Genomic DNA, 24,819 nt, shown 5'->3' with positions numbered 1-24,819 from the left:
CGAAGACCATACTGCCAGAAGGTGTCAAGGGTAGGAGGTTCATCGCTCAGAATTGCCCAATTATCCTTAACCCCTGGAACAGAGGCTAAAGCAAGATGAGCAGTGATTCTAGCCTCCTGCCAGACTTGAACGTTGCGATCAAAGCAGGCTTGCCGTTTGGGAGGATAGAGTTCTCTGACCTCATAGCCAAAACCCCGACGGCGAACACCGTAAATGAGGGTATCGCAAGGTAAGCGAAGACACCAATGCCAAGTATTTTTCCTGAGCCATTGAATTAATTGCTGATTGGCAAAGCCTCGGTCGGCTATACTTTAGACGTTCATAATCTGAGATTTATTAAACTTCTGAAATCGTAGAGTCAGCAAGGAATCCAGTTCTTTTTTATGTTTCAGATGGGCATCATTCAGACATTCATAAATAGCTGAAGAAAAGTCAGAAAAGTTCTCATAATATTTACCATATAAACATTTCTTTTTGACCAATTTCCACAGCCTTTCAATTAAATTTAGATTAGGTGAATAAGACGGCAGATAGAGCAGCTCTATTGACAAAGAAAGAGCCAATTCTTCAACAATTTTACATTTTTGATAGCGGGCATTATCTAAGACTAGAGTGATGGGAATCATTAGTCCTAAAGCAGCTATTTTTGACCGGAGTTCACAGACTTGAGTTGCCGTAATATAAGTTTCATATGTTACCAGAATAACTTCATGAGTTATTGCATTTAATGCTCCTAAAACATTGAAGCGTTTACGCCCGCTCGGTGACTTAACAAAAAGTCTCTCAAAACACCAAACAAAACCGAGAAATGCTCCCATGACGAAGTGAGCGGCATCAACAAAAAAAACAGCCCTTTTTCCTTCTTTTGCCTCATTTAGTCTGGGTTCTAGCTTTTTTTCTTTGTAGTCCTCTTGTTCATCTGGGTCAGCTTTAGAAGGAAGAGAACCTACTTTTAAACATTTCATTCCCATTGATTTTAAAAATTTTCTCACTTGGGTAGGACTTCGTTTTATTCCCGTCAATTCTTCTATCCTATATACAGCTTCATTTATTGTGGCTGCTGGATTTTTCTCGAAGTATTTTTGAGGGTTTCTTTTTGAAACTCTAATTCACTTTTAGGGCGATAGAAGTTGATTTCTTTTAATTTTTCTATTCCGCCTTCTTGATAATCGCGAAGATAGGTTAATAAGGTATTTGGCGAGATTCCTGCTAACTGACAAATTTTTTGGTGCGGTATCTTTTGGCTTTTTAACCAGAGAACTTCCATCTTCAGTTGAACCCGGGGATGGGGATGATGAAATCTTTCATAATACAGTGAGTTCTTTTCTTCTTCCGTGAATTCTAGGTTAATCATGTTTTTAATGAGTGCTTTGCTTCTAATTATGACTCTTAAACTATATTATTGTCCTTGAGTAAAAAATGCAAGTTGTAGCCGTGCAAAGTATAACAGCATGACATTCTCAAAGCCCTGAAGATAGCCTTTGGCTCTGTCCAACAAGGGTTCGTATTTCTCAAAAGCTAGGCTGGCACTACCATGTTCTAATCCCATCCACATCAAGGGGACGGCTCTCCCCCCGCAGACCACCGCTAGATAGACAAAGCAGTATTGATTCCACAACAGAGTGGTATCTATTGCTAGATACAGTCTTTCCCCCTTCTCCTTCCAAGTCTCGATGGCTTTCAATATTAAGGGGATGTATATCTTTTCCACCGCTACTCTTCCATTCTGGCAAAAGCGATTCCACCGTCTCTGATAACTATTGGCTTGTTCGGCTCTGCTTTGTACAAAGGGTTCCCATCTGGCTTGATTGAGACTTTGACTACTGAGTAGGGCTGTCACCATCCAACTGAGGACGGTTAAATGTCTTTTATCCACAAATCGGCTTCCTTGTTCTAGATAGGAATAAACTTGGGAGAAGATTCTGTTCTCGGTTTTCATCTTGTAGGGATTCTTGCTTTTTCCCTATCTACCCAGATATTTTTCTTTTTGGCAACCCTTGTCTTGTCAGGTTTTGACCCACTTGTGTCCGTCAGTCAGGTCGATAACTGATTTAGATTTGATCACAGATTTTAAGTAGCTGGTTATAATTAGGGTTTGCTGAAAAAGTAAAAAACAAAAACTCTCAAAAATCAGCCCGAATTTAAGATAAGTTTTTCTGTTGAGAAATCAGCTTTTTTATCATCTTTTCTAATCAAAGAGGGATGAATAAAGCTAAATTTAGATGTATAAAGAAATAGGGACAAAAAAAGACAGTTAACCTGTCTAAGCAGGTTAGAAAGATTGATGACTAAAAAAGTAATGGCAATGGAAGTTTCTGAAGTTTTATCAAGTTTTGTCATGATACAATCAAGACTATATCTTCTTTTTGCTTGACCAAATTTACCTTCAATTGCATTCCGAATTCCTTCATCCTCAAGAGCTTGTTTTTTAGTTTCTTTACTAATATTTTTAGGTGGTCTTCCTAGAGGAACTCCACTGATTCTAATTCCTCTTTCTTTACACCAAGCTAGATTTTTTCTAGTTCGATAAATTTTATCAACATGAACTGATTCTGGATAATATCCTGTGAATTCTTTATACTCTTCTACTTGCGCTTGTAAGTCCCCAGATTCATTAAAATTATCCCAACTTAAATGGTCTAAAAATACATAACTCTCAAAACAGCTTACTGAGATTTTTGCTCCAAATTCAACTGGTTTTCCTGCTTTTCCTCTAACGATAGGGCGGATGTGTGGTTGGGTTATACTCACAATTCTATCATCAATTCTCGATGATTTATTTTCCCACATCCACAATTGTTGACGATAAACTTCTGTCACCACTAACAACATTTTGTAGTTTCTTTTGCTGAGACTACTTAACTCTGATCCCCCCTCGATTAATTTCTCTATTTGAGATAGATTTCTTTTGATATATTGCAGTTGCTTCTTGATAGCTTCTCGTCTTTCTTTTTGAGAACAACGACGTTTTTTGGCTACTTTTAAATAATCTTTTCTCGCTCTTTTTCTATAAGTTCTTGGCTTTTTCTTCAGCTTGATTCTCAAACTTTGATAGAGACAATCTAGAATGTTTTCTGTTTTCTTTCTTGCTTGATTTAATATCCCTAAATCCTGGGGATAACTTAGATCAGCAGGTGCGCAACTTGCATCTAATATTAATTTTCCTTTATTTTTTATTTGACTCTCTTTTTCTTCTTCTTTTCTTTCACTTTTTTCTTCAATTTCCTTCTTTTTTCTCTCTCTCATCACCATTCTTTTATTAATTTTATTGATTAAATTCTTACTGATTCTTTTACGAAAATTAACGAACATTGTCGCATCAAATAGAGCTTCATTACTATAGGCTGACATCCCTAGAAAATACTGTAAATAGGGGTTTTCCTTGATTTGCTCTATGGTTTCCCTGTCGCTTGTTTTTAATTTTTCCTTAATAATTAATGCTCCTAATGCCATCCTAAATGGTTTGGCTGGCGCACCCATTTCTTCGTCAAAATTTTGGGCATATTCTTCTTCAAATTCTTCCCAGGGAATTAACTCTGCCATTATTATCCAGCGATTATCTGCTGATAATTGGCTCTTCTGGTTTTCGTGTGTTAATTTTTGTTATGAATTAAAGCAAGCAAACAGCTTAAGTCGAAGATGTTCAAAATTGGTAAATCCATAACTCATTCTTTTAATAAGCTTTATTTTGGTATTCATTCCCTCAATTAATCCGTTGGTTGTCTGATTTTCAAAGTAATTACAAATACCTGGCAAATGCTTCTGGATCATCCTGGCACTACTTTCATATAATATCCCGCCTATTCTTATCCATTTTTCCAATTTTCTCTCAGCACCTCTGAACGTTCTACTACTTTGATAAATTTGTCTAATTTCTTCTTTCATTTCCCAGGCTATTCCTAAGCATGGATGTTCTTTCAGAATAACTTCTAGTTGTTGTTTTTGCTCGTCCTTTAAGTCCTCTTTATTCTTCCATAATAAATGAGGTAATCCTTTTTCATGCACCCCCATTAACTTTCTCAATTTATTAAGCTCGTCATTGATGATAGCCATTACATGAAAACGGTCATAGATGATTTTAGCATTGGGAAATAATTCCTTGATCACTGCTGTAAATCCTGACCACATATCGACGCTCACTTCTTTCACTTTCTCCCGAACTGCGTCTGGCTGTGCTTTTAAGGCTTCCATTAATTCTTCTTGCTTATGTCCTTTAATCACATCTAGTAAAATTTTCTTGTCCATATCTACGACCGTTGTGATGAAATCTTTATGTCCTTTTAAGTTACTAAATTCATCTAAGCTTATTCGTTCTGGTGCTTCCCACTCTTCCTTTTCTAGTTCTTTAGCACAGTGATTAAATATTAACTCAACTTCTGACCATCCTAACCCTTCTTCTCGACTTATTTCTTCGATGCTACAATTTTTTACTCTCTCATAAATCATCGATTCATAGCGAATTGTATGATGCTGTCTTAATCTCATAAAACTCAGTCTTTCGCTGATATACTTTTGGCACTTTTGACAATGAAACTGACGGCGTGGTACTTCTAAATATACTGGATTACCTAATATTGACAAGTCTCTGACTAGATTATACTCTGTCTGATTGATTCTGTCTAAGGTTTGATGGCAATTCGGACATTCAATTGTTTCATTTAAAAGAGCAAGCTTTAGGAAAATTGTCTGAGCAATTTTTTGATAATTGACCACTGTTGCATTTGGTAAATCGAGGAGTTGATCAAAATTTATCCACATAACCCACCTCCTGTTCTGTGTTACTATTATACCATGCTCACACAGAACCTAGAAGAGCCGATAATTTTCCCTCAAAAGGCAACTCAAAGTTTTCTGGGGCAATTGAAGACTCGTTCGTTTTTCGGTACATATGTTCTTGTCGGATAAGTGCAAGGGTATTTTAGCAATTTTAGCCGTTTTCTGTCCCTTTTTCTTGACTTTTTGGGAATTTAATATGGCTGTAATCCTTATATCATAAGTATTTCACAGTTATTCAGCAAACCCTAATTAAATTAAAAATGGATTTTAGGTTCGATCCCCCCTGCCCCCCTTGATAAGGGGGGTGCCGATAGGCGGGGGGATCTGAAAGTTTTTAATACCTACCTACTTAAGTACCTAGGCAAAATTATTTACACATGACGATCATTGCCCCGTAAGGGTTTTAGCTCGATCGGGCAGGTAATTAATTTTGCATGACTACTTATCAGACTGAGGATTTTTAATAAAATTGAATGGTTAGCCATCAACTTTGAACAGATAACCCCCCTACCTCTTACGAGAGAATGGTCAGGGTTTTATAAATTAAGAGTAGGAGATTATCGGGTTATTTATGAATTTGATCGAGAGAGTAGGATAATTATTATTATTAGAGTAGGTCATAGAAGTGAAGTTTATGACTAAATAGGGCTTGCTGAATAAATGTGAAATGTAGGCAAGGTAAGGGTTTTGTGGCTTTTCTCGCGAAACAGGTGCAAGATTTTGAGAGAATCGTGGTTCAAAACCTTGCGTCTTCATCGGCCCGCGTCCTGTAGGGGCGAAGCATTCGGGCAATAACCTATCGGTGAAACCAGAGATTTTCTATCCGAATGCTTCGCCCGTACTTTTTGTCGCAAACCCTAAATACTTACTAAAATAATGGGATCAGCAATAAGCTAAGACGCATTTTAACCGCCTATCCTTAGAATTGGGAAGGGGGGTCATTTGAATTAAACTAAATTTTATCATCAACAAAAATTAAAGGGGTAAATATTGTATTATATTGATAAATTCTTCACTTTTTCCCAGTTTGGCAATTAATTCTAAATCTCTAATACAGTCCCCAATAGATACCATTAATTGATGACCGTAAACAACCCCTATAAATTCAATTCCTTCTGTTTGACGACGACTAGCTTCTATTAAAAAATCGCTATCTTGGGTAAAAATCACTCTTTCTATTGTGGTTGCTCGATCCAAAATAATGGGATCAGCAATACCAGAATAGCCATCTTCTTGAACTGTCAAGACATCAACACCTCGCAGACGCAACCCTGACTGACGGACACATTTTTCAATACAAAGACAAGTACTGTTATGTGAAAGCCTCAAACTCCTGAATAAAAGAAAAGGTAATTTTGCCATAATAATCCTGACGAGCTTTGCGAGAAGAGCCAACAGGGAAAAGGGTCAACAGAAAATAAGTGGTCAAGTCGCAAGAAGGGACGCGCCTTATGAACAACTCCCGCCAGCCAACGTCAACCAATTTTCAAATAACTCAAACCACGCCGAAAATGAGCATCAACCTGACGGCGAGAGCCAGATTGTTGAACCGCCATGCCAGTTAAAGTAGCAAAGAGAATAGAAATGGCAACAATGAGATAGAGACGTTCTAAACAAGCAGCAGAGCGAACACGAGAATGTTCCCAGTCAAAAACGCCCGATTTACTGCCCTTGAAAGAGATGTTCAATGGGAAAACGAAGACCATACTGCCAGAAGGTGTCAAGGGTAGGAGGTTCATCGCTCAGAATTGCCCAATTATCCTTAACCCCTGGAACAGAGGCTAAAGCAAGATGAGCAGTGATTCTAGCCTCCTGCCAGACTTGAACGTTGCGATCAAAGCAGGCTTGCCGTTTGGGAGGATAGAGTTCTCTGACCTCATAGCCAAAACCCCGACGGCGAACACCGTAAATGAGGGTATCGCAAGGTAAGCGAAGACACCAATGCCAAGTATTTTTCCTGAGCCATTGAATTAATTGCTGATTGGCAAAGCCTCGGTCGGCTAACAGCATGACATTCTCAAAGCCCTGAAGATAGCCTTTGGCTCTGTCCAACAAGGGTTCGTATTTCTCAAAAGCTAGGCTGGCACTACCATGTTCTAATCCCATCCACATCAAGGGGACGGCTCTCCCCCCGCAGACCACCGCTAGATAGACAAAGCAGTATTGATTCCACAACAGAGTGGTATCTATTGCTAGATACAGTCTTTCCCCCTTCTCCTTCCAAGTCTCGATGGCTTTCAATATTAAGGGGATGTATATCTTTTCCACCGCTACTCTTCCATTCTGGCAAAAGCGATTCCACCGTCTCTGATAACTATTGGCTTGTTCGGCTCTGCTTTGTACAAAGGGTTCCCATCTGGCTTGATTGAGACTTTGACTACTGAGTAGGGCTGTCACCATCCAACTGAGGACGGTTAAATGTCTTTTATCCACAAATCGGCTTCCTTGTTCTAGATAGGAATAAACTTGGGAGAAGATTCTGTTCTCGGTTTTCATCTTGTAGGGATTCTTGCTTTTTCCCTATCTACCCAGATATTTTTCTTTTTGGCAACCCTTGTCTTGTCAGGTTTTGACCCACTTGTGTCCGTCAGTCAGGACGCAACCCTGTAGTAATTGCGCCGTGTACATTTTCATCCATATAAAGTTTGAGATTCACTACTTTATTGCCTGTGCTTTAAGTCGGTTAACAAAGGGAGAATCTCCAGCTTTTTCTCGCATTTTTTGGGCAAATTCTAAATCAGCTTGGATAGCTTGATCTAATTCATCTCTATGTTCCCAATAGTAAGCTAATGCTGAGTGAATTTGACTCATACTTAAATCACGATGGTTAATGTGAATTTCTGCTGGAGTCCAACCGTAGGCTATTTGTGCCATAACTAGATCAATCACTTTCAGGGTAGAACCCGCAATTATTGGTACTCCCCGATGATCAATTGCAATATGTTTATAGTCTGTGAGATTTGTTGTCATGTAGAGAGGGTTAAGCTAAAAGACATTTATAATTATACTAAGTACCTAGGCAAAATTAATTACACATATCTAACCACCTCTTGCCCCTTGCATGAGTGCCTATCTTGACTAGGAAATTTATTTTGCACGACTACTTACCTCATTGCCGCAAATTCTTGGGACAAGTGGCTTAAGCTAAGTAGGGAGGCAAAATTATTTGTAGGATGGGTTAGCGGTAGCGTAACATAATCGGGCGTTGGGTTTCATGCTTCAACCCAACCTACGTTCATCTTATATTTAATTCCACCCACCTACTTACTTGTCTATACCCAATATAAAAAACGGTCTCCCTAAACCAGTTGCCAAAATCGCCGCCATGGACAGTCAATTACTTGATAAACTCGGACAATTACAAAACCTCTTAAAAACCAGCGAAAAAGCTCTGATTGCCTATTCTGGGGGCGTGGACAGTACCCTAGTGGCCAAAGTGGCCTATGATCTGCTAGGGAGTCAAGCATTGGCAATTACGGCGGTTTCCCCTTCCCTACTGCCGGAAGAATTAGAAGAAGCGATCGCTCAGGCCGATTATATCGGTATTCGGCATGAATTGGTGGAAACCGAGGAAATGAATAACCCCAATTACACCAGTAATCCCGTTAATCGCTGTTATTTCTGCAAAAGTGAGCTACACGACACCCTTAAACCCCTTGCTCTCGCTCGTGGTTATTCCTACGTCATCGATGGCGTTAATGCTGATGATTTAAGGGATTATCGTCCCGGAATTCAAGCCGCTAGGGAGCGCGGCGCTCGTTCACCTTTGGCGGAAATTGCTATCACAAAAAGCGAAGTTCGTCAACTATCTCGTTACTTAAATTTACCTTGGTGGGATAAACCGGCGCAACCCTGTTTAAGTTCCCGTTTTCCCTACGGGGAGGAAATTAGCCTGGAGAAATTGCAAAGAGTCGGACGGGCGGAGATTTATCTGCGAAAATTAGGTTATCGTCAATTACGGGTGCGATCGAGCGGCGATACGGCACGGATTGAATTACCGGCAGCAGCAATTCCCGACTTTATTAATCGGACAAATTTAAGCGAATTAGTCGCTGATCTGCAAAAATTAGGCTTTATCTATGTCACCCTCGATCTAGAAGGTTATCAAAGCGGCAAACTTAATCGAGTCCTCTAGTTCAGTGATCAGTAAACAGTAATCAGTGGACTGAAAACTCAAATCTGCTCTAACAGCGTTGGGTTTCATGCTTCAACCCAACCTACGTTCTGCTCTAACAGTTATCTTAATGGTGAGGTACGAAGTTTTCGTTTTGGGGAGTTGGTCGTCAATACCAAATTGGGTTATACTTCATCTTGACGAGAAAGGCTGTAACGGATAACTGGTAACGGATAACTGGTCACTGATAACTGATAACTGATAACTGGTCACTGATAACGGATAACTGGTCACTGATAACTGATAACTGATAACTGGTCACTGATAACTGATAGATGAACCTTTTTCTAGGGTCCCTAAGTCTTTACCCTTAAACCTCTAATTGCCAAGGCGAGGATAGATGAGTCAACTACAAAATGCCTTTACGCTATTCCTGAGCCTGTTGGTGGAAGCGATGCCTTTCTTACTGCTAGGGGTGATTCTCTCTAGTATTCTTTTAATATTTGTCGATGAACGTCGCCTAGTTGCTCTGATGCCTCGAAATGCTGTTTTAGGAGCATTTGTGGGGGGATGTATTGGTTTTTTGTTTCCCGTCTGCGAGTGTGGCAATGTGCCGGTGGCGCGACGTTTACTTGTGCAAGGAATGCCGAATGCAGTAGCGGTTAGTTTTCTCTTAGCAGCGCCGACAATTAACCCGATTGTTATCTGGTCCACTTGGGTAGCTTTTCGCGATCAACCGGAAATTGTTTTCTATCGAGTTATCTTTTCTTTGTTCATCGCTACGGTTATCGGTATTATCTTTAGTATCCAAAAAGATCCCCGACCGCTCCTACAAACCTCTTTGGCAAAAAGTCTCAATTGGCAACCGCAAACACCGGAAAAAGAATCTATCCCACTACTACTACAATCCGGTTCTTTTCTGATCGGTAATTCCGGGCAAACTTTGCGCTTAGATGAAAGTTTTGCCGCTACTGCTGTCCTACCGGCAGTGCAAGCAATCCCGATGAAAAGGCGCTGGTTAACTTTTCTGGAAAACGTGGTGATGGAATTACGCGAATTAGGAGGAGTGTTAATCTTAGGAAGTGCTATAGCGGCGGGTTTACAGGTGTTTGTTCCCCGGGAATTTGTTCTTAATTTGGGTCAGGATCCGATTACTTCGATCTTGGCCATGATGCTGTTAGCGGTCATTGTTTCGATTTGTTCCACAGTTGATTCTTTTTTTGCTCTCTCCTTTGCCTCTAGTTTTACCAGTAGTTCCCTGCTGGCTTTTCTAGTGTTTGGTCCAATGATTGACCTGAAAGGGATTGGTTTAATGTTGTCTATTTTTAAACCAAGAATGTTAATTTATCTCTTTGCTTTAGCAGCGCAAATGACTTTTTTACTCACCTTGGCTCACAGTTATTTATTCTAGGTCAGTTCCTAGATAGTTTTTCCCATGAATTCATCACGTCTAAAAATAATCGCCCCCCAATTTATCGATATTATTGCCCTAATCGGTTGGGGTTCGTTACTATTTAAATACTGGATAACTGGACAATTAAATTTACTGATCCATCCTAATTATTTTATCCTGGTTCTCATCACCAGTATTGCTTTATTTGCCCTAGGATTAGTCAAGCTTTGGACATTATTAAAACAGTGGCAAAAAAAGATTAATTTAGATAGTAACGATAATCGATCGCATATTACCATTCTTCCCCAACATTTTGGCTCAGGTTTATTAGTAATAACTGCCCTTTTAGGCCTATTTATCGCCCCGCAGCCCCTCAGCAGTCAAATCGCATTACAGAGGGGAATTAGTGAATCTTTACCCCTAACTCGCGTGCAAACTCAATCCTTTGGTACTACCGTTAAACCGGAGGAAAAAAGTTTAATTGAATGGGTAAGAACTTTGAATGCTTACCCCGAACCTGATGCTTACACAGGACAACCGGTAAAAGTCACAGGTTTTGTGGTGCAATTGCCCCAATTACCCGATAATTATTTATTAATTAGTCGCTTTATTCTTACCTGTTGTGCCGTAGATGCTTATCCCGTCGGTTTACCGGTGAAACTATCAGGAAGTCGCGGTCAATATCCCAATGATACTTGGTTAGAAATCACTGGAGAAATGGCCACGGAATCTTTACCGGTAGAGGTGGGAAAATCCACCAGCAGAAGACAATTAGTAATTAAGGCTAAATCCGTGAAACCTATACCCACTCCCGTTGATCCCTACGGATATTAACAGTTATCAGTGAGCAGTTATCAGTTATCAGTTATCAGTTATCAGTTATCAGTGAGCAGTTATCAGTGAGCAGTGAGCAGTTAAGTAGGTGGGTGGAATTAAATATAAGATGAACGTAGGTTGGGTTGAAGCATGAAACCCAACGCCCAATCATGTTACGCTACCGCTAACCCATCCTACAAATAATTGTGCCTCCCTACTTATCAGTGAGCAGTGAGCAGTTGTTGTTACTAACCATCTACTATAATGCTGAAAACCTTACAACTACAACCGATTGATAAATTAGCGATAACATTAATTGTATCCCTAACCTTAGTAATTGGCGGCTTAATTTGGTTGGGTAATAGCTGTGGTAATCAATGTCTTTTACAAACAGGTCTAAGGGTCAAGGAATTTAGCTGGGAAAATCGAGAAATTGGCGCGGAAGATCAAGCATTTATTATCACTTTTGATCGCCCCATGGATCATGCTAGTGTAGAAAAAAATCTAGTTATCGATCCTCCGCTGCCGGGGAAGTTTAGTTGGGCCGGAAGACGATTAGCTTATACCCTCACTTCTCCCATTCCCTACGGAGAAAAATATCATCTGCAAATTGAAGGTGCGCGGGAACAATTTCGCAGCGGTAATCGATTAGGACAAACCCTGGCAATTTTTGAAAGAGAATTTAAAAGTCGCAATCGTGCTTTTGCCTATATTGGCACTAATGGGGAAGAACAGGGAAGATTAATTTTTTATAACTTGACCGAGGAGAAGAAAACCCTCTTAACCCCCGCAAATTTGACCGTTATGGCTTTTGAATTCTATCCTGATGGTAAAAAAATCCTCTTTTCGGCCGTGGCGAAAAATCGGGGGATAGAGGGAATTCGTGAACTGCAGCTTTACCAAGTTGATAGCAGTCAATCGCCTCTAAAAATTGAGTTAGTGCTAGACAATAAAGATTATCAAAATAATCACTTTGATTTAGCTAAAGATGGGGAAACTATTGTCGTGCAGAGAATTGAGCGCCGCAATCCGATTAACTTCGATTTATGGGCAGTTAAATCGGGGGAAAAACCCCAACAATTAAACATCCAAGGCGGAGAATTTTTGATCGCACCTGATAGTAAAACTTTGGCTGTCACCCAGGGGGAAGGAATCGCCCTTTTGCCTTTAAAAACTGAAACAAAACCCCTAGATTTTTTACCAAAATTTGGGCGAATTTTGAATTTTTCTGCTGATGGTACGGCTGCGGCAATGGTGAATTTTAATACTGATAATGCTAAAATGCGTTATATTCGATCGCTTTTTTATGTCAATAATCAAGGATTACAAAAACGCTTACTCAATCTACAAGGTTCGATTATAGATTGTCAATTTAATGCCACTGGTAGTGATTTATATTGTTTGTTAACTGAGTTAGTTACTAACAGTCAAGAGTACAAAGAAAAACCCTATTTTGCTAAAATAGATGTGAAGACTGGTCAAGTAACTCCCCTACTGGAATTAGCCGATTATCGTGATATTCACATTAGTTTATCTCCCGATAGTTTAGCGATTATTTTTGATCAACTTCGCACCAGTTATGATACTAATCCGACTAATCCCCTGACTACCGATTCAGGAGAAACAATTATCGGTGGTCGTTTGTGGATGTTAATTCCTCCCCTACAAGATGGAGTGAAAGCAAGTAAATCTGATTTAATTGAATTGCCTCTAGCGGGAATTCGTCCCCAGTGGATGCCGTAGAATTTCATTATTAACTTGGGAATTATTTCGATGCTGTCAAACTCAGAAAAATTAGCCAAATTGCGTCAGTATTTTGTTAGTGGTGCCACTCGTTCCTATCAATTCCGTCGTCAGCAGTTAGAGAATTTAAAACAGGCAATTATTAAATATGAAGGAGAGATATATCAAGCTTTATATAGGGATTTAAAGAAAAGTCCCGAAGATTGTTGGATTACTGAAAATGGGTTCCTTTTGGGGGAAATTAATAACGCTTTAAAAAATTTGCGCTCATGGATGCAACCCAAAACTGTTAAAACTAATCTCTTAAATTTTCCTTCCTCCAGTCAAATTATTCGGGAACCTTTAGGAGTGGTTTTAATTATTGGTGCTTGGAATTATCCCCTCCAATTGTTATTAGTGCCTTTAGTTGGCGCTATTGCTGCTGGTAACTGTGCGGTATTAAAACCGAGTGAATTTGCCTCAGCGACGGAAAAATTAGTAGTTAAAATAATTCAGGAAATATTCCCCGAAGAATATGTGTTAATTGTACCCGGAGATGGTGCGGAAGTAATTCCGAATATGTTAGACAGTTTTACCTTTGATCATATATTTTTTACTGGCAGTACAAGGGTAGGAAAAATTATTTATCAACTAGCGGCAGCAAAGTTAATTCCTGTTACTCTAGAATTAGGGGGAAAAAGTCCCTGTGTTATCGAAGCTGATGCTAATATTTCCGTGGCAACCCGTCGCATTGCCGTGACAAAATTCTCTAATTGTGGTCAAATGTGTATCGCAGCTGATTATGTTTTAGTACATCAATCCCAGCAGGAGAATTTGATCAGAGAATTAGCAAACACTATTGTTAATTTTTTCGGTGAAGATGCCAGATTAAGTGCTGATTATGGTAAGATAATTAATGAGAAACAATTTGATCGCCTGATTGACTTTCTCCAAGATGGTGAGATTGTTTTTGGCGGCAAAACCGATCGAGAAAATTTATATATTCAACCAACTTTATTAACTAATGTTTCCCTCGATGCTCCTATTATGCAAGGGGAAATATTCGGTCCAATTTTACCGATCATTGCCTTTAGCACTTTTGAGGAAGCTTTAGCAATTATTGCTAAAAACCCTAACCCTCTAGCTTTTTATCTGTTTACTACTAAGGCAAAAACCGAAAAGAAATGGTTAGAATCTGTCCAGTTTGGGGGAGGTTGTATTAACAACAATAGTTTTCATTTTACTAATCCTAGTTTACCCTTTGGTGGTCGGGGAAATAGCGGTATCGGTAGCTACCATGGTCGTTTTTCCTTTGAGAATTTTAGTCACCAAAAAGCGATTATGAAAACACCTCTTTGGTTCAATCCCGCTTTAAAATATCCGCCTTTTAAGGGGAAGTTAGGCTTATTTAAGTTATTAGTTCGCTAAAAAGCTAAGTAGGTAGGTGTTAAAAACTGTCAGATACCCCCCTTATTAAGGGGGATCCCCCCGCCTATCGGCACCCCCCTTATCAAGGGGGGCAGGGGGGATCGGCACCCCCCTTATTAAGGGGGGCAGGGGGATCAAAGGCAAAATCTATCTTCAATTTAATTATAACTACTTACTTACAGTTTAAGTTAAAGCTTTTAAGAGAGCTTGAAATTTCAGCTGAATTTCTGCTAGTTCTTTTTCCGGATCGGAACCGGCAACAATACCCGCACCGGCGTATAATCGCGCTCGATCGCCTTTAATTAAGGCCGAACGAATACCAACAATAAACTCACTATTATTTTGACAATCGATCCAACCCAAAGGAGCGGCATAAAGAGAGCGATCGAAGGTTTCATAATGACGAATTTGTGCTAAAGCGATCTCGGTGGGAACCCCAGCAACAGCAGGAGTGGGGTGTAGTTGAGCAAGAATTTCGAGGGGATGGATGGAGGGTTTTAGTTTGGCATGAATAGGAGTCCAGAGATGTTGAATATTGGAGAGTTTTAACAATCTAGAGGGAGAATTTTGCGGATTTAAGCCAATTTGTCGCAATTTTTGGTTAATAAAGTCACTAACAGCCCGATGTTCCCGTTGTTCTTTTTCACTAGCGAGGAGTTTATTGGCAAAGAGAGCATCTTCGATCGCATTTTCTCCCCGGGGGCGGATCCCGCTAAAGCATCGGTGATTAATTGCCCCTGATGGACAGTTAACAAGCGTTCGGGACTAGCGCCGATAAAATGATCTCCCCGTCCATTGCCGAGGGAAAAAGTGTAGCAATCAGGATGACGCTGACGCAAATTATCGAGACAGTTTACCAGATGAAAAGGACGGGGAGAAATCACGTCAAGAGCGTGAGCGAGGACAATTTTGCTAAATTTTGAGCATGGATAGATTGGAGGGCATCGGCAACAGCCGCTTGAAAATTATAGTAGGATGAATATAATAACTACAGGGATCCTGACGGGGATTTTGTCGGCAATTGCTCGAGTTATTTTGGATAATTTTGAGGTTATTAATAGTTTCTTCGAGGGATTTTTCTATTTCTTTTTCGCCGGTGATTAAGAGATTGGTAAGGAAAAAATATTCCGACTGTTTTTTGATAATTTGAAACTTAGGCAGGGTTAGGTTAGCTGAGGGAAAGGGGGTGGCTGTTTCCGAGTCGAAAAAAGTGAAACTGCAAAAGATGCGGGGAGTAATCTCGCTATAGTTATCAATTTTGATAATTCTTTGTTGACAGTTTTCAATAAATTTTTGAGCTTTTAAAAAACGTTGTTTGCCGTGGAAAGTGGCAGCAAAGGCGATGCCGTAGCCGAGAAAAGCGGTTTCTCGTTCGGGATTTTCCCAATAATAATGGGTGGGATAGCTAGAAGCAATCCGAGAGAGAATTTCTAGGGGATCAAGGGGGGAAATTTTTTGACAAAAACTGACGATCGACCGATTTCCCTTTTCTGCGGCTAACAGTTGCGGGTTGAGGATAAAGTTATAGAGGCTGCGAAGATCAGCAATCGGACTATCAAGATAGGAAAGGCGAGGAACGGCAGAAGTCATGTCAAGTTTTTTGTATTTTTTGCAAAAAAACCATGATTAATGGTATGTAATCCCCACAGATGTGGCCAGAGTCAGCAATCTCTTTTTAACTATGGTATCGGAGAAAGGGTCTTTAGGCAGAAAGGGAAGGGGATATTTGTGACGATTAACCGGGTTGGAGACAAATGAAGGCTTAAAATCTCCAGAGATGGCTATTATTTAAATGGGCAAAAAAATTAATTTAATAATTTCTACTTTACAAGTTTGTGGAAATTGCCACCACGGGACAAGTGGGGATACATTGTTCACAAACCACACAACGGGAACGCAAAAACTTAAGACGAAAACTTTCGGGATCAAGGGTTAAAGCTTCCGTGGGACAAACTCCCGTACATAAGCCACAATCGACGCATTTTTCTTCATCAATGACGATTTCGCGACTAACTTGGGAAACGCCAATATTTTGTAATTGTAACCATTCGATCGCCGCTTCTAACTCATCGATATCTCCCGATAATTCTAATACTAATGTTCCCACTTGATTGGGGGCAACTTGGGCGCGGATAATATTAGCGGCGATGTTAAAATCCTTCGCCAGTCGATAGGTAACGGGCATATGGACGGCTTTTTTGGGAAAAGTGAGAGTAACGCGTTTTTTCATGCAGCCTTTCCGATCAAAGAATCTTTTTTTGCTTATTTGCCGAAAACGGCTGGAATTACAATAGTAGCAGTAGCGGCAACGATTAGACCAAAAGCCAAATTAACTACCTGTTGATCAGCTTTTTGGTAGGTATCGATGCTAAGACTAAGTTCACGGATTTGGTTGATCACGTCTCCTAGCTTTTTTTCAATGTTTTGAAGGTTACTTTCTAAAGTTTCTAATCGCCCCTCAATTGTATGAACGTCCCCTTCTAGCCTTTTTAGCTGTCCCTCTATTCGATCGAGTCTTTCTTCGGTCATAATTATTACCCATCTCTAACTTAATTGTAACTCAATCGACACCAATACTAAAAGAGCGCAGCAATCGTTACAATAGGACAAAGTAAACTTTGATTAAATGTCCATGACAGCCACCACACCCACCAACAAAACCAGAAATCTGCTGCTGGCAGTGACGGCAGTTATCCTTAGTGTAGCGATTTTCTTTGGCTTTCAAACCACCGCTAGTTCCGTATCTTTGGAAGCGCAAGCGGAAAAAGCGACACCTTTCGAGCTTGCCCTCAGCAATGGTAAACCCACCCTGACAGAATTTTATGCTAATTGGTGTACCAGTTGTCAGGCGATGGCCCCTGAAATTGCCGAAATTAAAAAACAATACGGTAATGCCATTAATTTTGTCATGCTCAACGTTGATAATAATAAATGGTTGCCAGAAATTCTCCGTTATCGTGTGGATGGTATTCCCCATTTTGTCTTTTTAAATAACCAAGGACAACCGGTTGCCCAAGCGATCGGAGAACAACCAAAATCAATTTTAACTGCTAATTTAGAAGCACTTTTAACTAATTCTACCCTACCCTATGCCACCACTACGGGAGAGACTTCTGATTTTAATATCCTTGTGGGCGCTAGTCAAACTGATCCCCGCAGTCACGGCAGTCAAGTTAAGCAGTAATCAGTTATCAGTTATCAGTAATCAGTAATCAGTTATCAGTTATCAGTTATCAGTTATCAGTGGAAAGCTTAGGGCTGAAAGCTAAGTAGCTGGTTATAATTAAATTAAAAATGGATTTTAGCTTCGATCCCCCCTGCCCCCCTTGATAAGGGGGGTGCCGATAGGCGGGGGGATCCCCCTTAATAAGGGGGGCATCTGATAGTTTTTAACGCCTACCTACTTATCATTCAAGAGTCAACTATCAATCAGTACATTTTATTGACTAAAACCTTTTAATTATGGCGATTATTGTCCAACATTTGACCACAGGTAACGAATATATATTCCTAGGAGTTAGTGGGGGTGAAAGTAAGAATATTTTACCCACCAAAATGTTAGGAGATTTCTTCGCAACGGAGGCTCCAGATAAATCTCGATCGGTGACGGTTTGTGATGATCAAGGCCGGATACTTTGGTTTCCCGTCACAGAAATAATTGTGGTGGAGGTAGATGGTCAAAAACCCGAAGAATTATTACCAGAAATTATCGCTCCTGAACCAGTTCCTTTACAATTAGATAAAGAGAATCAACCTCAGTCCCCAGAAAATCAAGGAAACATCGATGAATTTGCCGAAGATGACGATTGGATCTAGAATTAAATATCTAATTTTAGCGGGAATAATTGCCCTATTTGCTATTGGCTTTAATTCCCTCTATTCTGTTTCTCAAAACTCGATCACTTCCTTCCCTGTTGCCGAAGTTCAACCCCAATATCTTAACGATTGGACACCGGAATTAGAGGCAGAATTTCAACAAAGGGCCAAGCAGGTTATTAACCATTTTGCTAAGGCAGAAAGTTATGGCAATTTGTGGGGAGAAAACGAGAAAAGATCCTATCCTATGGCCATGTTTGATTTCTTGGCAGGAAACCGGCAAAAAGCCCTAGATTTCCTGCAGCAGGATGACCCACAAAAACGAGAACAGGCCCACACCGATTATATAGATTATTATTTTTCTTTTACCCTGAAAGGACAAATTAGAAAATATTTTCTTCTCGGAAAGTATCTCGATCCTGTTTATCGTCAGAGAATGTATAATGCGGCGAAAATTTGGACAGAAACTGACCCTTTACAACGCCCCCATCCTATCCATGGTACTGGCCAAGGCACGGGTAATGATTGGAGTATAACAAGACGGGGTTTATGGGTAGATAGTCGTAATACTGATAACCTGCGAGCGATGCGAGAAACATCGGTTTATCTGATGGCCGAAGAAACAGGAAATGAAGCAACTCGTCAACTCTATAAAAGCAAAATTAAGCGCTACGTTTCGGCTTTATATAACATCGGTATGGGAGAATGGGATTCAGAAGTTTATCACGGTCATACCTTTGCTCCCTATCTCAATCTCTACGATTTTGCTCAAGATACGGAAGTTAAACAATGGGCAAAAATGGCCTTAGATTGGTTATCCATGGCCGCTAGTGTTAAATATTATCGGGGTGGTTGGGGTGGCCCTGTAAAACGTGATTACGGTGATGGCCACGGCGTAATGCGATCGCACGCAGCCCGCGCTTTTTGGTTATACTTTGGTGATACTCCCGTCGCCAATAATCGCCCGGAATTGGACTCTCTTTATCTAATTACCAGTCGTTATCGTCCTCCTTTAGCAGTGATGGAATTAGCCCGAAAAAACTTTAATAAACCGGTAGAAATTCTCGCCAGTAAACCCCTGTATGAAAACTGGAAACCGGGCAATAATCAGAGTCCGGGTTATTGGGAAACTCAATTTATTGGGGCTAGTTATCAAATGGGTAGTCTGGCGGGAACTTTCCCCGATGGCGATGTGGCCCCATTTAAATTAATGGCCTTTAATCAAGACAAAGGGGTGGATTTTTTTGTGGCTAACACTGGCAACAATGGCGTAAAACCGGGCAAAAATCCCGGGGATGAAATCGGACAATATCGCAATCTTTTAATCTGGTTACGACCAGCAGATCAAGCTTTTTTCTGGCAATTACCGAAAACCGCCAAGGTAGAAAAAGATGATAATATCTGGTTTATTCAATTAGAAAAAACTTGGTTAGCTCTGAGATTAATAAATCTTTCTTCTCCTGAAATGATCGAGATTCCTAATTCCCCTTATCCCGATGATAATACCTACCAAGCTTTACCCACAGGTAACAATTATGCGGGTTTTGCTCTGGAAGTGGGAGAAGCGGCAACCCAGGGCAGTTATGAGAATTTTAAGAGCATATTTAAGCAAAAAAGTCAAGTAAATTTAACTCAAATTAACCAAGGCAGCCTCTTATTTAAAGGCAGTCAAGGGCAGAGTTTACAATTTACCTATAATCAAATCAATCTACTGCCGATGTTAATTCGTAACGGTCAAAAGCACGATTGGTCAAAAAATTTCGCCCTTTATAACAGTTTAAGTCGAGATAACTCTCCTGTTTCTTTGGGTTGGAAAAAGGGCAAATTAACCGTCAAAGCAGGGAAATATCAGTTTTCAAATGCTTTGATTCTGTCTTCTCCTTAAGTTAGATATTCTCGATTATTTATTCAGCAAACCCTAGTTATGAGGAGAGGCAAAAGGCAAAAGGCAAAAGGCAAAAGGCAAAAGGCAAAAGGCAAAAGGCAAAAGGCAGCTTTGTTCTCCCCACTTCCCCACTTCCCCACGAAAAACTTTTTCAGCAGACCCTATTTATGAGGATTGATCAGACCATTTGCGCTTGATTTAAGAATTCTTGCAATTCTTCTCCTTCGATTACTTCGGTGGTCAAAAGATTAGCGGTAATGGACTCTAATAAATTGCGATTGTGACTGAGAATTGCTAGGGCTTTTTGGTAACTAGCGTCGATAATTTGTTTAACTTCTTCATCGATCGCTTTGGCCGTATTTTCCCCGATCGAACGCCGGGGACTACCCTGATTATTACCTAAAAAATTAGCCTGTCCTGTTTTATCGTAGGCTAGGGGTCCCAGGGATTTACTCATACCATACATTGTCACCATTCTTTCAGCAATATCCGTCGCCCTTTGTAAATCATCGGAAGCGCCATTAGTGACACTGCCAAAGATTAATTCTTCGGCTGCCCGACCGCCCAATAACATAGTAATTTGTTCTTTAAATTCGGTTTCTGTCATCAAAAAACGGTCTTCCGTGGGAATTTTCAGGGTATAACCCAAAGCGGATAAACCCCGGGGAACGATGGAAATTTTCTCCACCCGACCACCTCCCGGCATGACAGCGCCAACTAAAGCATGGCCAACCTCGTGATAAGCGACGATTTTCTTTTCTTTTTCGGAGAGAACCCGACTTTTCTTTTCTAAACCAGCGATAACTCTTTCTATCGCCTCTTTAAAATCAATTTGACTGACTTTTTCCCGATTATTGCGGGCGGCCAAGAGAGCAGCCTCATTGACGAGGTTGGCTAAATCGGCACCGGCAAAACCGGGGGTTTGGGTGGCGATCGCTTTGAGATTAACATCTTCACCCATCTGGACTCGTTGGGCGTATATTTCCAAAATTGCCAATCGTCCCGCTAAATCGGGACGATCCACCAAAACTTGGCGATCAAAGCGCCCCGGACGCAATAAAGCGGCATCAAGAGTCTCTGGGCGATTGGTGGCGGCTAAAACGATGACAACGGCTTCTTTGGGGCTAAAACCGTCCATTTCTGTCAAAAGTTGATTTAAAGTCTGCTCGCGCTCATCATTACTGCCGCTAGTTCCCGATCCCGAACTTCTCGATTTACCGATCGCGTCCAATTCATCAATAAAAATGATGCTAGGGGCATTTTTCTTCGCTTGGGCAAATAGATCCCGCACCCGGGCTGCCCCAGTCCCGACAAATAACTCCACGAATTCCGAGGCCGAAATGCTAAAAAACGTCACTCCCGCTTCCCCCGCGACCGCTTTTGCTAAGAGGGTTTTTCCCGTCCCCGGCGGTCCGACCAAGAGAACACCTTTAGGAATACGCGCCCCAATTTTATTAAAGCGCTCGGCATCCTTGAGAAATTCGACAATTTCCTTTAACTCGGTTTTTGCTTCCTCGGCCCCGGCCACATCACTGAAGGTAATCGGATATTTTTCGCCGTCTCCGTAAACTTTAGCGAGATTTTTATTAAAAAGCAGCGATTTACGGGTGTCATCGTTGCGATAGAACAGAAACTGCATAGCAGCGACTAAAATTAAGGGAGGAACCACCCAAGCGAGGAGAGTGCTGATCCAACTGTTTTCGGCCACGGGAATCGCCTCGAAGATTACGCCTTTTTGCTGTAATAGTTGGGGTAATTGGGGGTTATAAACTGTAATCGTGGCAAAAACTCGTCCAGGGGCTAGATTACTGCTCGGTTTGCCCGCTAGAGAACTAGAATCACCGTAAAAGGGATGACTTGATTCTGGAGGATTAACGGGGGGATTACCCGGAATAGGCAGGGATTCTAAAGGATTTTTTAATTGATAATAGATGACTTGATTGCCAATTCTGACCTTACTGATGTCGCCCCGTTCCACTTTACTGATAAATTCGCTGTAGGGTTCGAGGGGAATATTGGACAATTCTGAGGGACGAGGGATAAGAAAATAGCCTAAAACGGCAACACCAGAACAAATGATCAGGATTTTGCCTAACCGCGGCCAACGCGACCAGGAAAATTTATTATCTTCTTGATTAGCCATAATTTTTAGGGCAGGTGAGAGTGAAAATACAAAGTTCATACTAACAATTCCCTATCTCGATCGCCTTACCGATGGGATAGGATAGAGGATGGAATACTTGGTAGCGAGCGAGCGACAAACGAGAGAAATCCCATGAATTTAGTTAGCTTAGAGAACTTTCTCGATAACACTTCTTTTTTAGTCCTGTTTTTAACTATGCTGGTTTATTGGGCCGGGGCAGCCTTTCCTAGCATACCTTTGTTGCCTGGCTTAGGCAGCACGGGAGTGGCCATCGCTAACCTCTGTATCGCCGCTTTATTGGGGGCGCGTTGGTTAGAAGCGGGTTATTTCCCCATCAGCAATCTTTACGAATCTTTATTCTTTCTCGCTTGGGGTGTAACTGCGGTTCATTTAATTGCTGAGTACAATAGCCGCAGTCGCCTGGTGGGGGTGGTGACGACTCCTGTGGCCATGGGGATTACTGCTTTTGCCACTTTGTCTTTACCAGGCGAAATGCAAACTTCGGCTCCCTTGGTTCCGGCTTTAAAATCGAATTGGCTGATGATGCACGTTAGCGTCATGATGTTAAGTTATGCTGCTTTGATGGTGGGTTCCCTAATGGCGATCGCTTTTTTGATCGTCACGAGAGGTCAAAATATCGAGTTAAAAGGCAGTTCCGTGGGTACGGGGGCCTATCGTCTCCAAAATAAGTTATCTACCACTCTTTCTGCGCCAATTTTCCTGGAAACGGCTAACGGTGGCCCAACCGCCCTTTTAACTCCCACCTTAACAGCGATGGCGACTCTTTCGCCCCAACGTCTTAGCTTGGCGGAAACCCTCGATAATATCAGTTATCGGGTCATTGGCCTCGGTTTTCCCCTTCTCACTATCGGTATCATCGCCGGAGCAGTTTGGGCCAATGAAGCTTGGGGTTCCTATTGGAGTTGGGACCCGAAAGAAACTTGGGCGCTAATTACTTGGTTAGTGTTTGCCGCTTATCTCCATGCCCGCATTACCCGGGGATGGCAGGGAAGAAAACCAGCTATTCTAGCGGCGAGTGGTTTTGTTGTGGTTTGGGTATGTTATTTAGGGGTGAATCTTTTAGGTAAAGGACTTCATTCCTACGGCTGGTTTTTCTAAATAAGTTATAGGGGTGGGGTGTGGGGTGTGGGGTGTGGCCCCCCCAACCCCACACCCTGTCCCCAGGAAAAACTTTTTCAGCAGACCCTAAATAAGGGAAAAGCCACTATGACCTTTACTTCTGATTCTCTTTTAGCTGAACGTTACCAACTACAACAACGCCTAGGCAATACCGCTATCGGTCGTCAAACTTGGTTAGCTACCGATGTATTATCCCAGGAATCGGTAATTATTAAACTCCTCGCTTTTAGTCCCCAGATGGAATGGGAAGAATTAAAATTATTTGAACGAGAGGCCGCCGTTTTAGCTTCTCTCTATCATCCCCGTATTCCCCGCTATCGCGATTATTTTTCCCTCGATAAAAATCAAGGTGACGGGATTCCTTGGTTTGTGCTTGTACAAGATTATATACCCGGAGAATCCTTAAGCGATCACTTAGAAAGGGGGCAACGTTTCCCCCCTACGGTAATTCGGAATATTGCCCAAGAAGTTCTCGAAATTCTCATTTATTTGCATGAATTATCGCCCCCAGTATTACATCGAGATATTAAACCTAGTAATTTAATTATTAACTCAGAAAATAACGTTTATTTAGTAGATTTTGGCGCAGTCCAGTCCAGGGGTGCAGCAACAGGAGTTACTTTTACCGTGGTGGGAACGAGTGGTTATGCACCCCTAGAACAATTTTGGGGCCGGGCAGTTCCGGGTTCTGATTTATATGCCTTGGGCATGACTTTAATTCATTTATTGACGGGAATTGTGCCGATAGAACTGCCCCACCGCGACTCTAAAATTCAATTTCGCCAACTGGTGACAATCGATGATGATTTAATCGATTGGTTAGAAACTATGACCGATATGGCGGTAGAAAAGCGGTTTAAAAGTGCCAGAGAAGCCCTGAAATTTCTCCAACATCCCTCCTATCGCCAAGCCTCAAGTTTAATCGATCCTAAGAAATTACCAAAACCTCCCCACAGTTCCATCCGTATCGCTAAACGCCGGGATAATTTAGAGATTAATTTACCCCCAAAAATTAAGCTACTTTCCGATGCTCCTACCCTCTGGTCTTTGGCGATTGTCCTTACTGTCACTGTCTTTATCTCCCCGATTCTTACCTTTATTATAGCTCTAATTGGTTTTATTTGTTTGCGGGAGATGCAATTAATTCTTACACCTCAAGAAGTTTTAATTAAATATAAAGTCTTCAATTTTATCTACAAAAAATTTGCTTTTAAAACTCAAGATTTATGGGGTATTTTTCTCCATAGCAATGGCACAGAAGGTAACTATCAGATTCGTCTGCGGACGGCTAAAAATTATTATCTTATCGGCCAGAATCTCCGCGAGGATGAATGTCTCTGGTTAGGACAGGAAATCCAAGATTGGTTAAATTTTATCAAATATAGCGTTTCTCCTCAAGATGATGTGTAACCAAAACGAAAACCTCATACCTCATCATTAAGATAACTGCTCTAGGTTATCAATTTTATCGAGAATCAATTCAAGAAATCCTAAGAATTAGTCGGTAGGCATTTCTCCCTTTTTAACCTTAATGTTGCAGATAAGTAGGGTTGGCTGAATAATGGTAAAACCCTTTTAAAATAAGG

Annotated in this window: 21 protein-coding genes and 3 pseudogenes; 11 read left to right on the top strand and 13 right to left on the bottom strand. The window is 41.0% G+C overall.

Annotated features, from left to right (window positions below):
• Positions 1 to 311: 311 nt before the first annotated feature.
• The 4 genes and pseudogenes from VL20_RS30690 to VL20_RS25820 form a co-directional block, all read right to left on the bottom strand.
• Positions 312 to 1,354: pseudogene (locus tag VL20_RS30690) on the bottom strand (IS630 family transposase).
• A gap of 45 nt (positions 1,355 to 1,399) precedes the next feature.
• A complete protein-coding gene (locus VL20_RS33390; protein WP_284525923.1) occupies positions 1,400 to 1,939 on the bottom strand; it encodes a hypothetical protein in 540 nt (179 codons plus the stop codon).
• 191 nt (positions 1,940 to 2,130) lie between these two features.
• Positions 2,131 to 3,579, bottom strand: a pseudogene (locus tag VL20_RS25825) (IS5 family transposase); the annotation flags it as partial.
• Positions 3,580 to 3,603: 24 nt separating this feature from the next.
• On the bottom strand, positions 3,604 to 4,758 hold the full coding sequence (locus VL20_RS25820; protein ID WP_052275346.1) for an ISL3 family transposase: 1,155 nt from the start codon (positions 4,756 to 4,758) through the stop codon (positions 3,604 to 3,606).
• Between the two features lie 462 nt (positions 4,759 to 5,220).
• On the opposite strand from VL20_RS25820, the gene VL20_RS30680 reads away from it, so the two are divergent.
• On the top strand, positions 5,221 to 5,418 hold the full coding sequence (locus tag VL20_RS30680) for a type II toxin-antitoxin system RelE family toxin (protein ID WP_369800484.1): 198 nt from the start codon (positions 5,221 to 5,223) through the stop codon (positions 5,416 to 5,418).
• Between the two features lie 333 nt (positions 5,419 to 5,751).
• Here VL20_RS30680 and VL20_RS25815 read toward each other — a convergent pair whose 3' ends face one another.
• The 4 genes from VL20_RS25815 to VL20_RS25805 all read right to left on the bottom strand — a co-directional run bounded on the left by VL20_RS25815 (position 5,752) and on the right by VL20_RS25805 (position 7,746).
• A complete protein-coding gene (locus VL20_RS25815) occupies positions 5,752 to 6,138 on the bottom strand; it encodes a DUF5615 family PIN-like protein (protein ID WP_052278249.1) in 387 nt (128 codons plus the stop codon).
• A 113-nt stretch (positions 6,139 to 6,251) separates the two neighbouring features.
• Positions 6,252 to 6,464, bottom strand: a complete 213-nt coding sequence (locus VL20_RS30670; RefSeq protein ID WP_052275239.1) for a hypothetical protein — start codon at positions 6,462 to 6,464, stop codon at positions 6,252 to 6,254.
• The gene (locus tag VL20_RS33385) at positions 6,439 to 7,272 is read right to left on the bottom strand and encodes a transposase (protein ID WP_284525807.1); all 834 of its coding nucleotides are present in this window, start codon (positions 7,270 to 7,272) and stop codon (positions 6,439 to 6,441) included. Before VL20_RS33385 ends, VL20_RS30670 begins: the two co-directional genes overlap by 26 nt.
• A gap of 159 nt (positions 7,273 to 7,431) precedes the next feature.
• Positions 7,432 to 7,746: a DUF433 domain-containing protein gene (locus VL20_RS25805; RefSeq protein ID WP_052278248.1), complete on the bottom strand. Its 315-nt coding sequence runs from the start codon at positions 7,744 to 7,746 to the stop codon at positions 7,432 to 7,434.
• Positions 7,747 to 8,101: 355 nt separating this feature from the next.
• On the opposite strand from VL20_RS25805, the gene larE reads away from it, so the two are divergent.
• The 5 genes from larE (at position 8,102) to VL20_RS25780 (ending at position 14,249) form a co-directional block, all read left to right on the top strand.
• Positions 8,102 to 8,911 carry an ATP-dependent sacrificial sulfur transferase LarE gene (gene larE, locus VL20_RS25800; protein WP_052278247.1) on the top strand — a complete coding sequence of 270 codons (810 nt, stop codon included), beginning with the start codon at positions 8,102 to 8,104 and terminating at the stop codon, positions 8,909 to 8,911.
• 379 nt (positions 8,912 to 9,290) lie between these two features.
• Positions 9,291 to 10,301, top strand: a complete 1,011-nt coding sequence (locus VL20_RS25795) for a permease (RefSeq protein WP_002793150.1) — start codon at positions 9,291 to 9,293, stop codon at positions 10,299 to 10,301.
• A gap of 24 nt (positions 10,302 to 10,325) precedes the next feature.
• Complete coding sequence (locus tag VL20_RS25790; RefSeq protein WP_052278246.1) at positions 10,326 to 11,117, top strand: TIGR03943 family putative permease subunit; 792 nt, start codon at positions 10,326 to 10,328, stop codon at positions 11,115 to 11,117.
• Between the two features lie 246 nt (positions 11,118 to 11,363).
• Entirely contained in the window at positions 11,364 to 12,842 is a 1,479-nt protein-coding gene (locus VL20_RS25785; protein WP_052278245.1) for a hypothetical protein, read from the top strand.
• A 30-nt stretch (positions 12,843 to 12,872) separates the two neighbouring features.
• A complete protein-coding gene (locus VL20_RS25780) occupies positions 12,873 to 14,249 on the top strand; it encodes an aldehyde dehydrogenase (protein WP_052278244.1) in 1,377 nt (458 codons plus the stop codon).
• A gap of 183 nt (positions 14,250 to 14,432) precedes the next feature.
• On the opposite strand, the pseudogene VL20_RS33380 reads toward VL20_RS25780, so the two are convergent.
• The 4 genes and pseudogenes from VL20_RS33380 to VL20_RS25765 form a co-directional block, all read right to left on the bottom strand.
• A pseudogene (locus VL20_RS33380) lies at positions 14,433 to 15,133 on the bottom strand (isochorismate synthase).
• Positions 15,134 to 15,161: 28 nt separating this feature from the next.
• Positions 15,162 to 15,839 carry a hypothetical protein gene (locus VL20_RS33375; protein ID WP_284525922.1) on the bottom strand — a complete coding sequence of 226 codons (678 nt, stop codon included), beginning with the start codon at positions 15,837 to 15,839 and terminating at the stop codon, positions 15,162 to 15,164.
• A gap of 235 nt (positions 15,840 to 16,074) precedes the next feature.
• Positions 16,075 to 16,479 carry an NIL domain-containing protein gene (locus VL20_RS25770; protein ID WP_002760353.1) on the bottom strand — a complete coding sequence of 135 codons (405 nt, stop codon included), beginning with the start codon at positions 16,477 to 16,479 and terminating at the stop codon, positions 16,075 to 16,077.
• Positions 16,480 to 16,511: 32 nt separating this feature from the next.
• A complete protein-coding gene (locus tag VL20_RS25765) occupies positions 16,512 to 16,778 on the bottom strand; it encodes a ssr2422 family thylakoid membrane protein (protein ID WP_002760351.1) in 267 nt (88 codons plus the stop codon).
• 103 nt (positions 16,779 to 16,881) lie between these two features.
• Here VL20_RS25765 and VL20_RS25760 point away from each other — a divergent pair, with 103 nt between their 5' ends.
• From VL20_RS25760 to VL20_RS25750, 3 genes are all read left to right on the top strand, one after another.
• Positions 16,882 to 17,433, top strand: coding sequence for a thioredoxin family protein (locus VL20_RS25760; protein WP_043995638.1), 552 nt, complete (start codon positions 16,882 to 16,884; stop codon positions 17,431 to 17,433).
• A 278-nt stretch (positions 17,434 to 17,711) separates the two neighbouring features.
• Complete coding sequence (locus tag VL20_RS25755) at positions 17,712 to 18,065, top strand: hypothetical protein (protein ID WP_002772182.1); 354 nt, start codon at positions 17,712 to 17,714, stop codon at positions 18,063 to 18,065.
• Complete coding sequence (locus VL20_RS25750; RefSeq protein WP_052278243.1) at positions 18,034 to 19,950, top strand: hypothetical protein; 1,917 nt, start codon at positions 18,034 to 18,036, stop codon at positions 19,948 to 19,950. The genes VL20_RS25755 and VL20_RS25750 overlap by 32 nt, the downstream gene beginning before the upstream one ends.
• A 178-nt stretch (positions 19,951 to 20,128) precedes the next feature.
• Here the strand turns inward: VL20_RS25750 and ftsH are convergent, their stop codons facing one another.
• A complete protein-coding gene (gene ftsH, locus VL20_RS25745) occupies positions 20,129 to 22,093 on the bottom strand; it encodes an ATP-dependent zinc metalloprotease FtsH (RefSeq protein WP_052278586.1) in 1,965 nt (654 codons plus the stop codon).
• A gap of 132 nt (positions 22,094 to 22,225) precedes the next feature.
• On the opposite strand from ftsH, the gene ccsB reads away from it, so the two are divergent.
• Entirely contained in the window at positions 22,226 to 23,212 is a 987-nt protein-coding gene (gene ccsB, locus VL20_RS25740; RefSeq protein WP_052278242.1) for a c-type cytochrome biogenesis protein CcsB, read from the top strand.
• Positions 23,213 to 23,320: 108 nt separating this feature from the next.
• A complete protein-coding gene (locus VL20_RS25735) occupies positions 23,321 to 24,643 on the top strand; it encodes a serine/threonine protein kinase (protein WP_052278585.1) in 1,323 nt (440 codons plus the stop codon).
• Positions 24,644 to 24,819 lie beyond the last annotated feature (176 nt).

The sequence above is a fragment of the Microcystis panniformis FACHB-1757 genome, assembly GCF_001264245.1.
GTDB lineage: Bacteria > Cyanobacteriota > Cyanobacteriia > Cyanobacteriales > Microcystaceae > Microcystis > Microcystis panniformis.
Note: the sequence above shows the minus strand (reverse complement) of the source record. Positions and strands in the feature narration are given on the sequence as shown.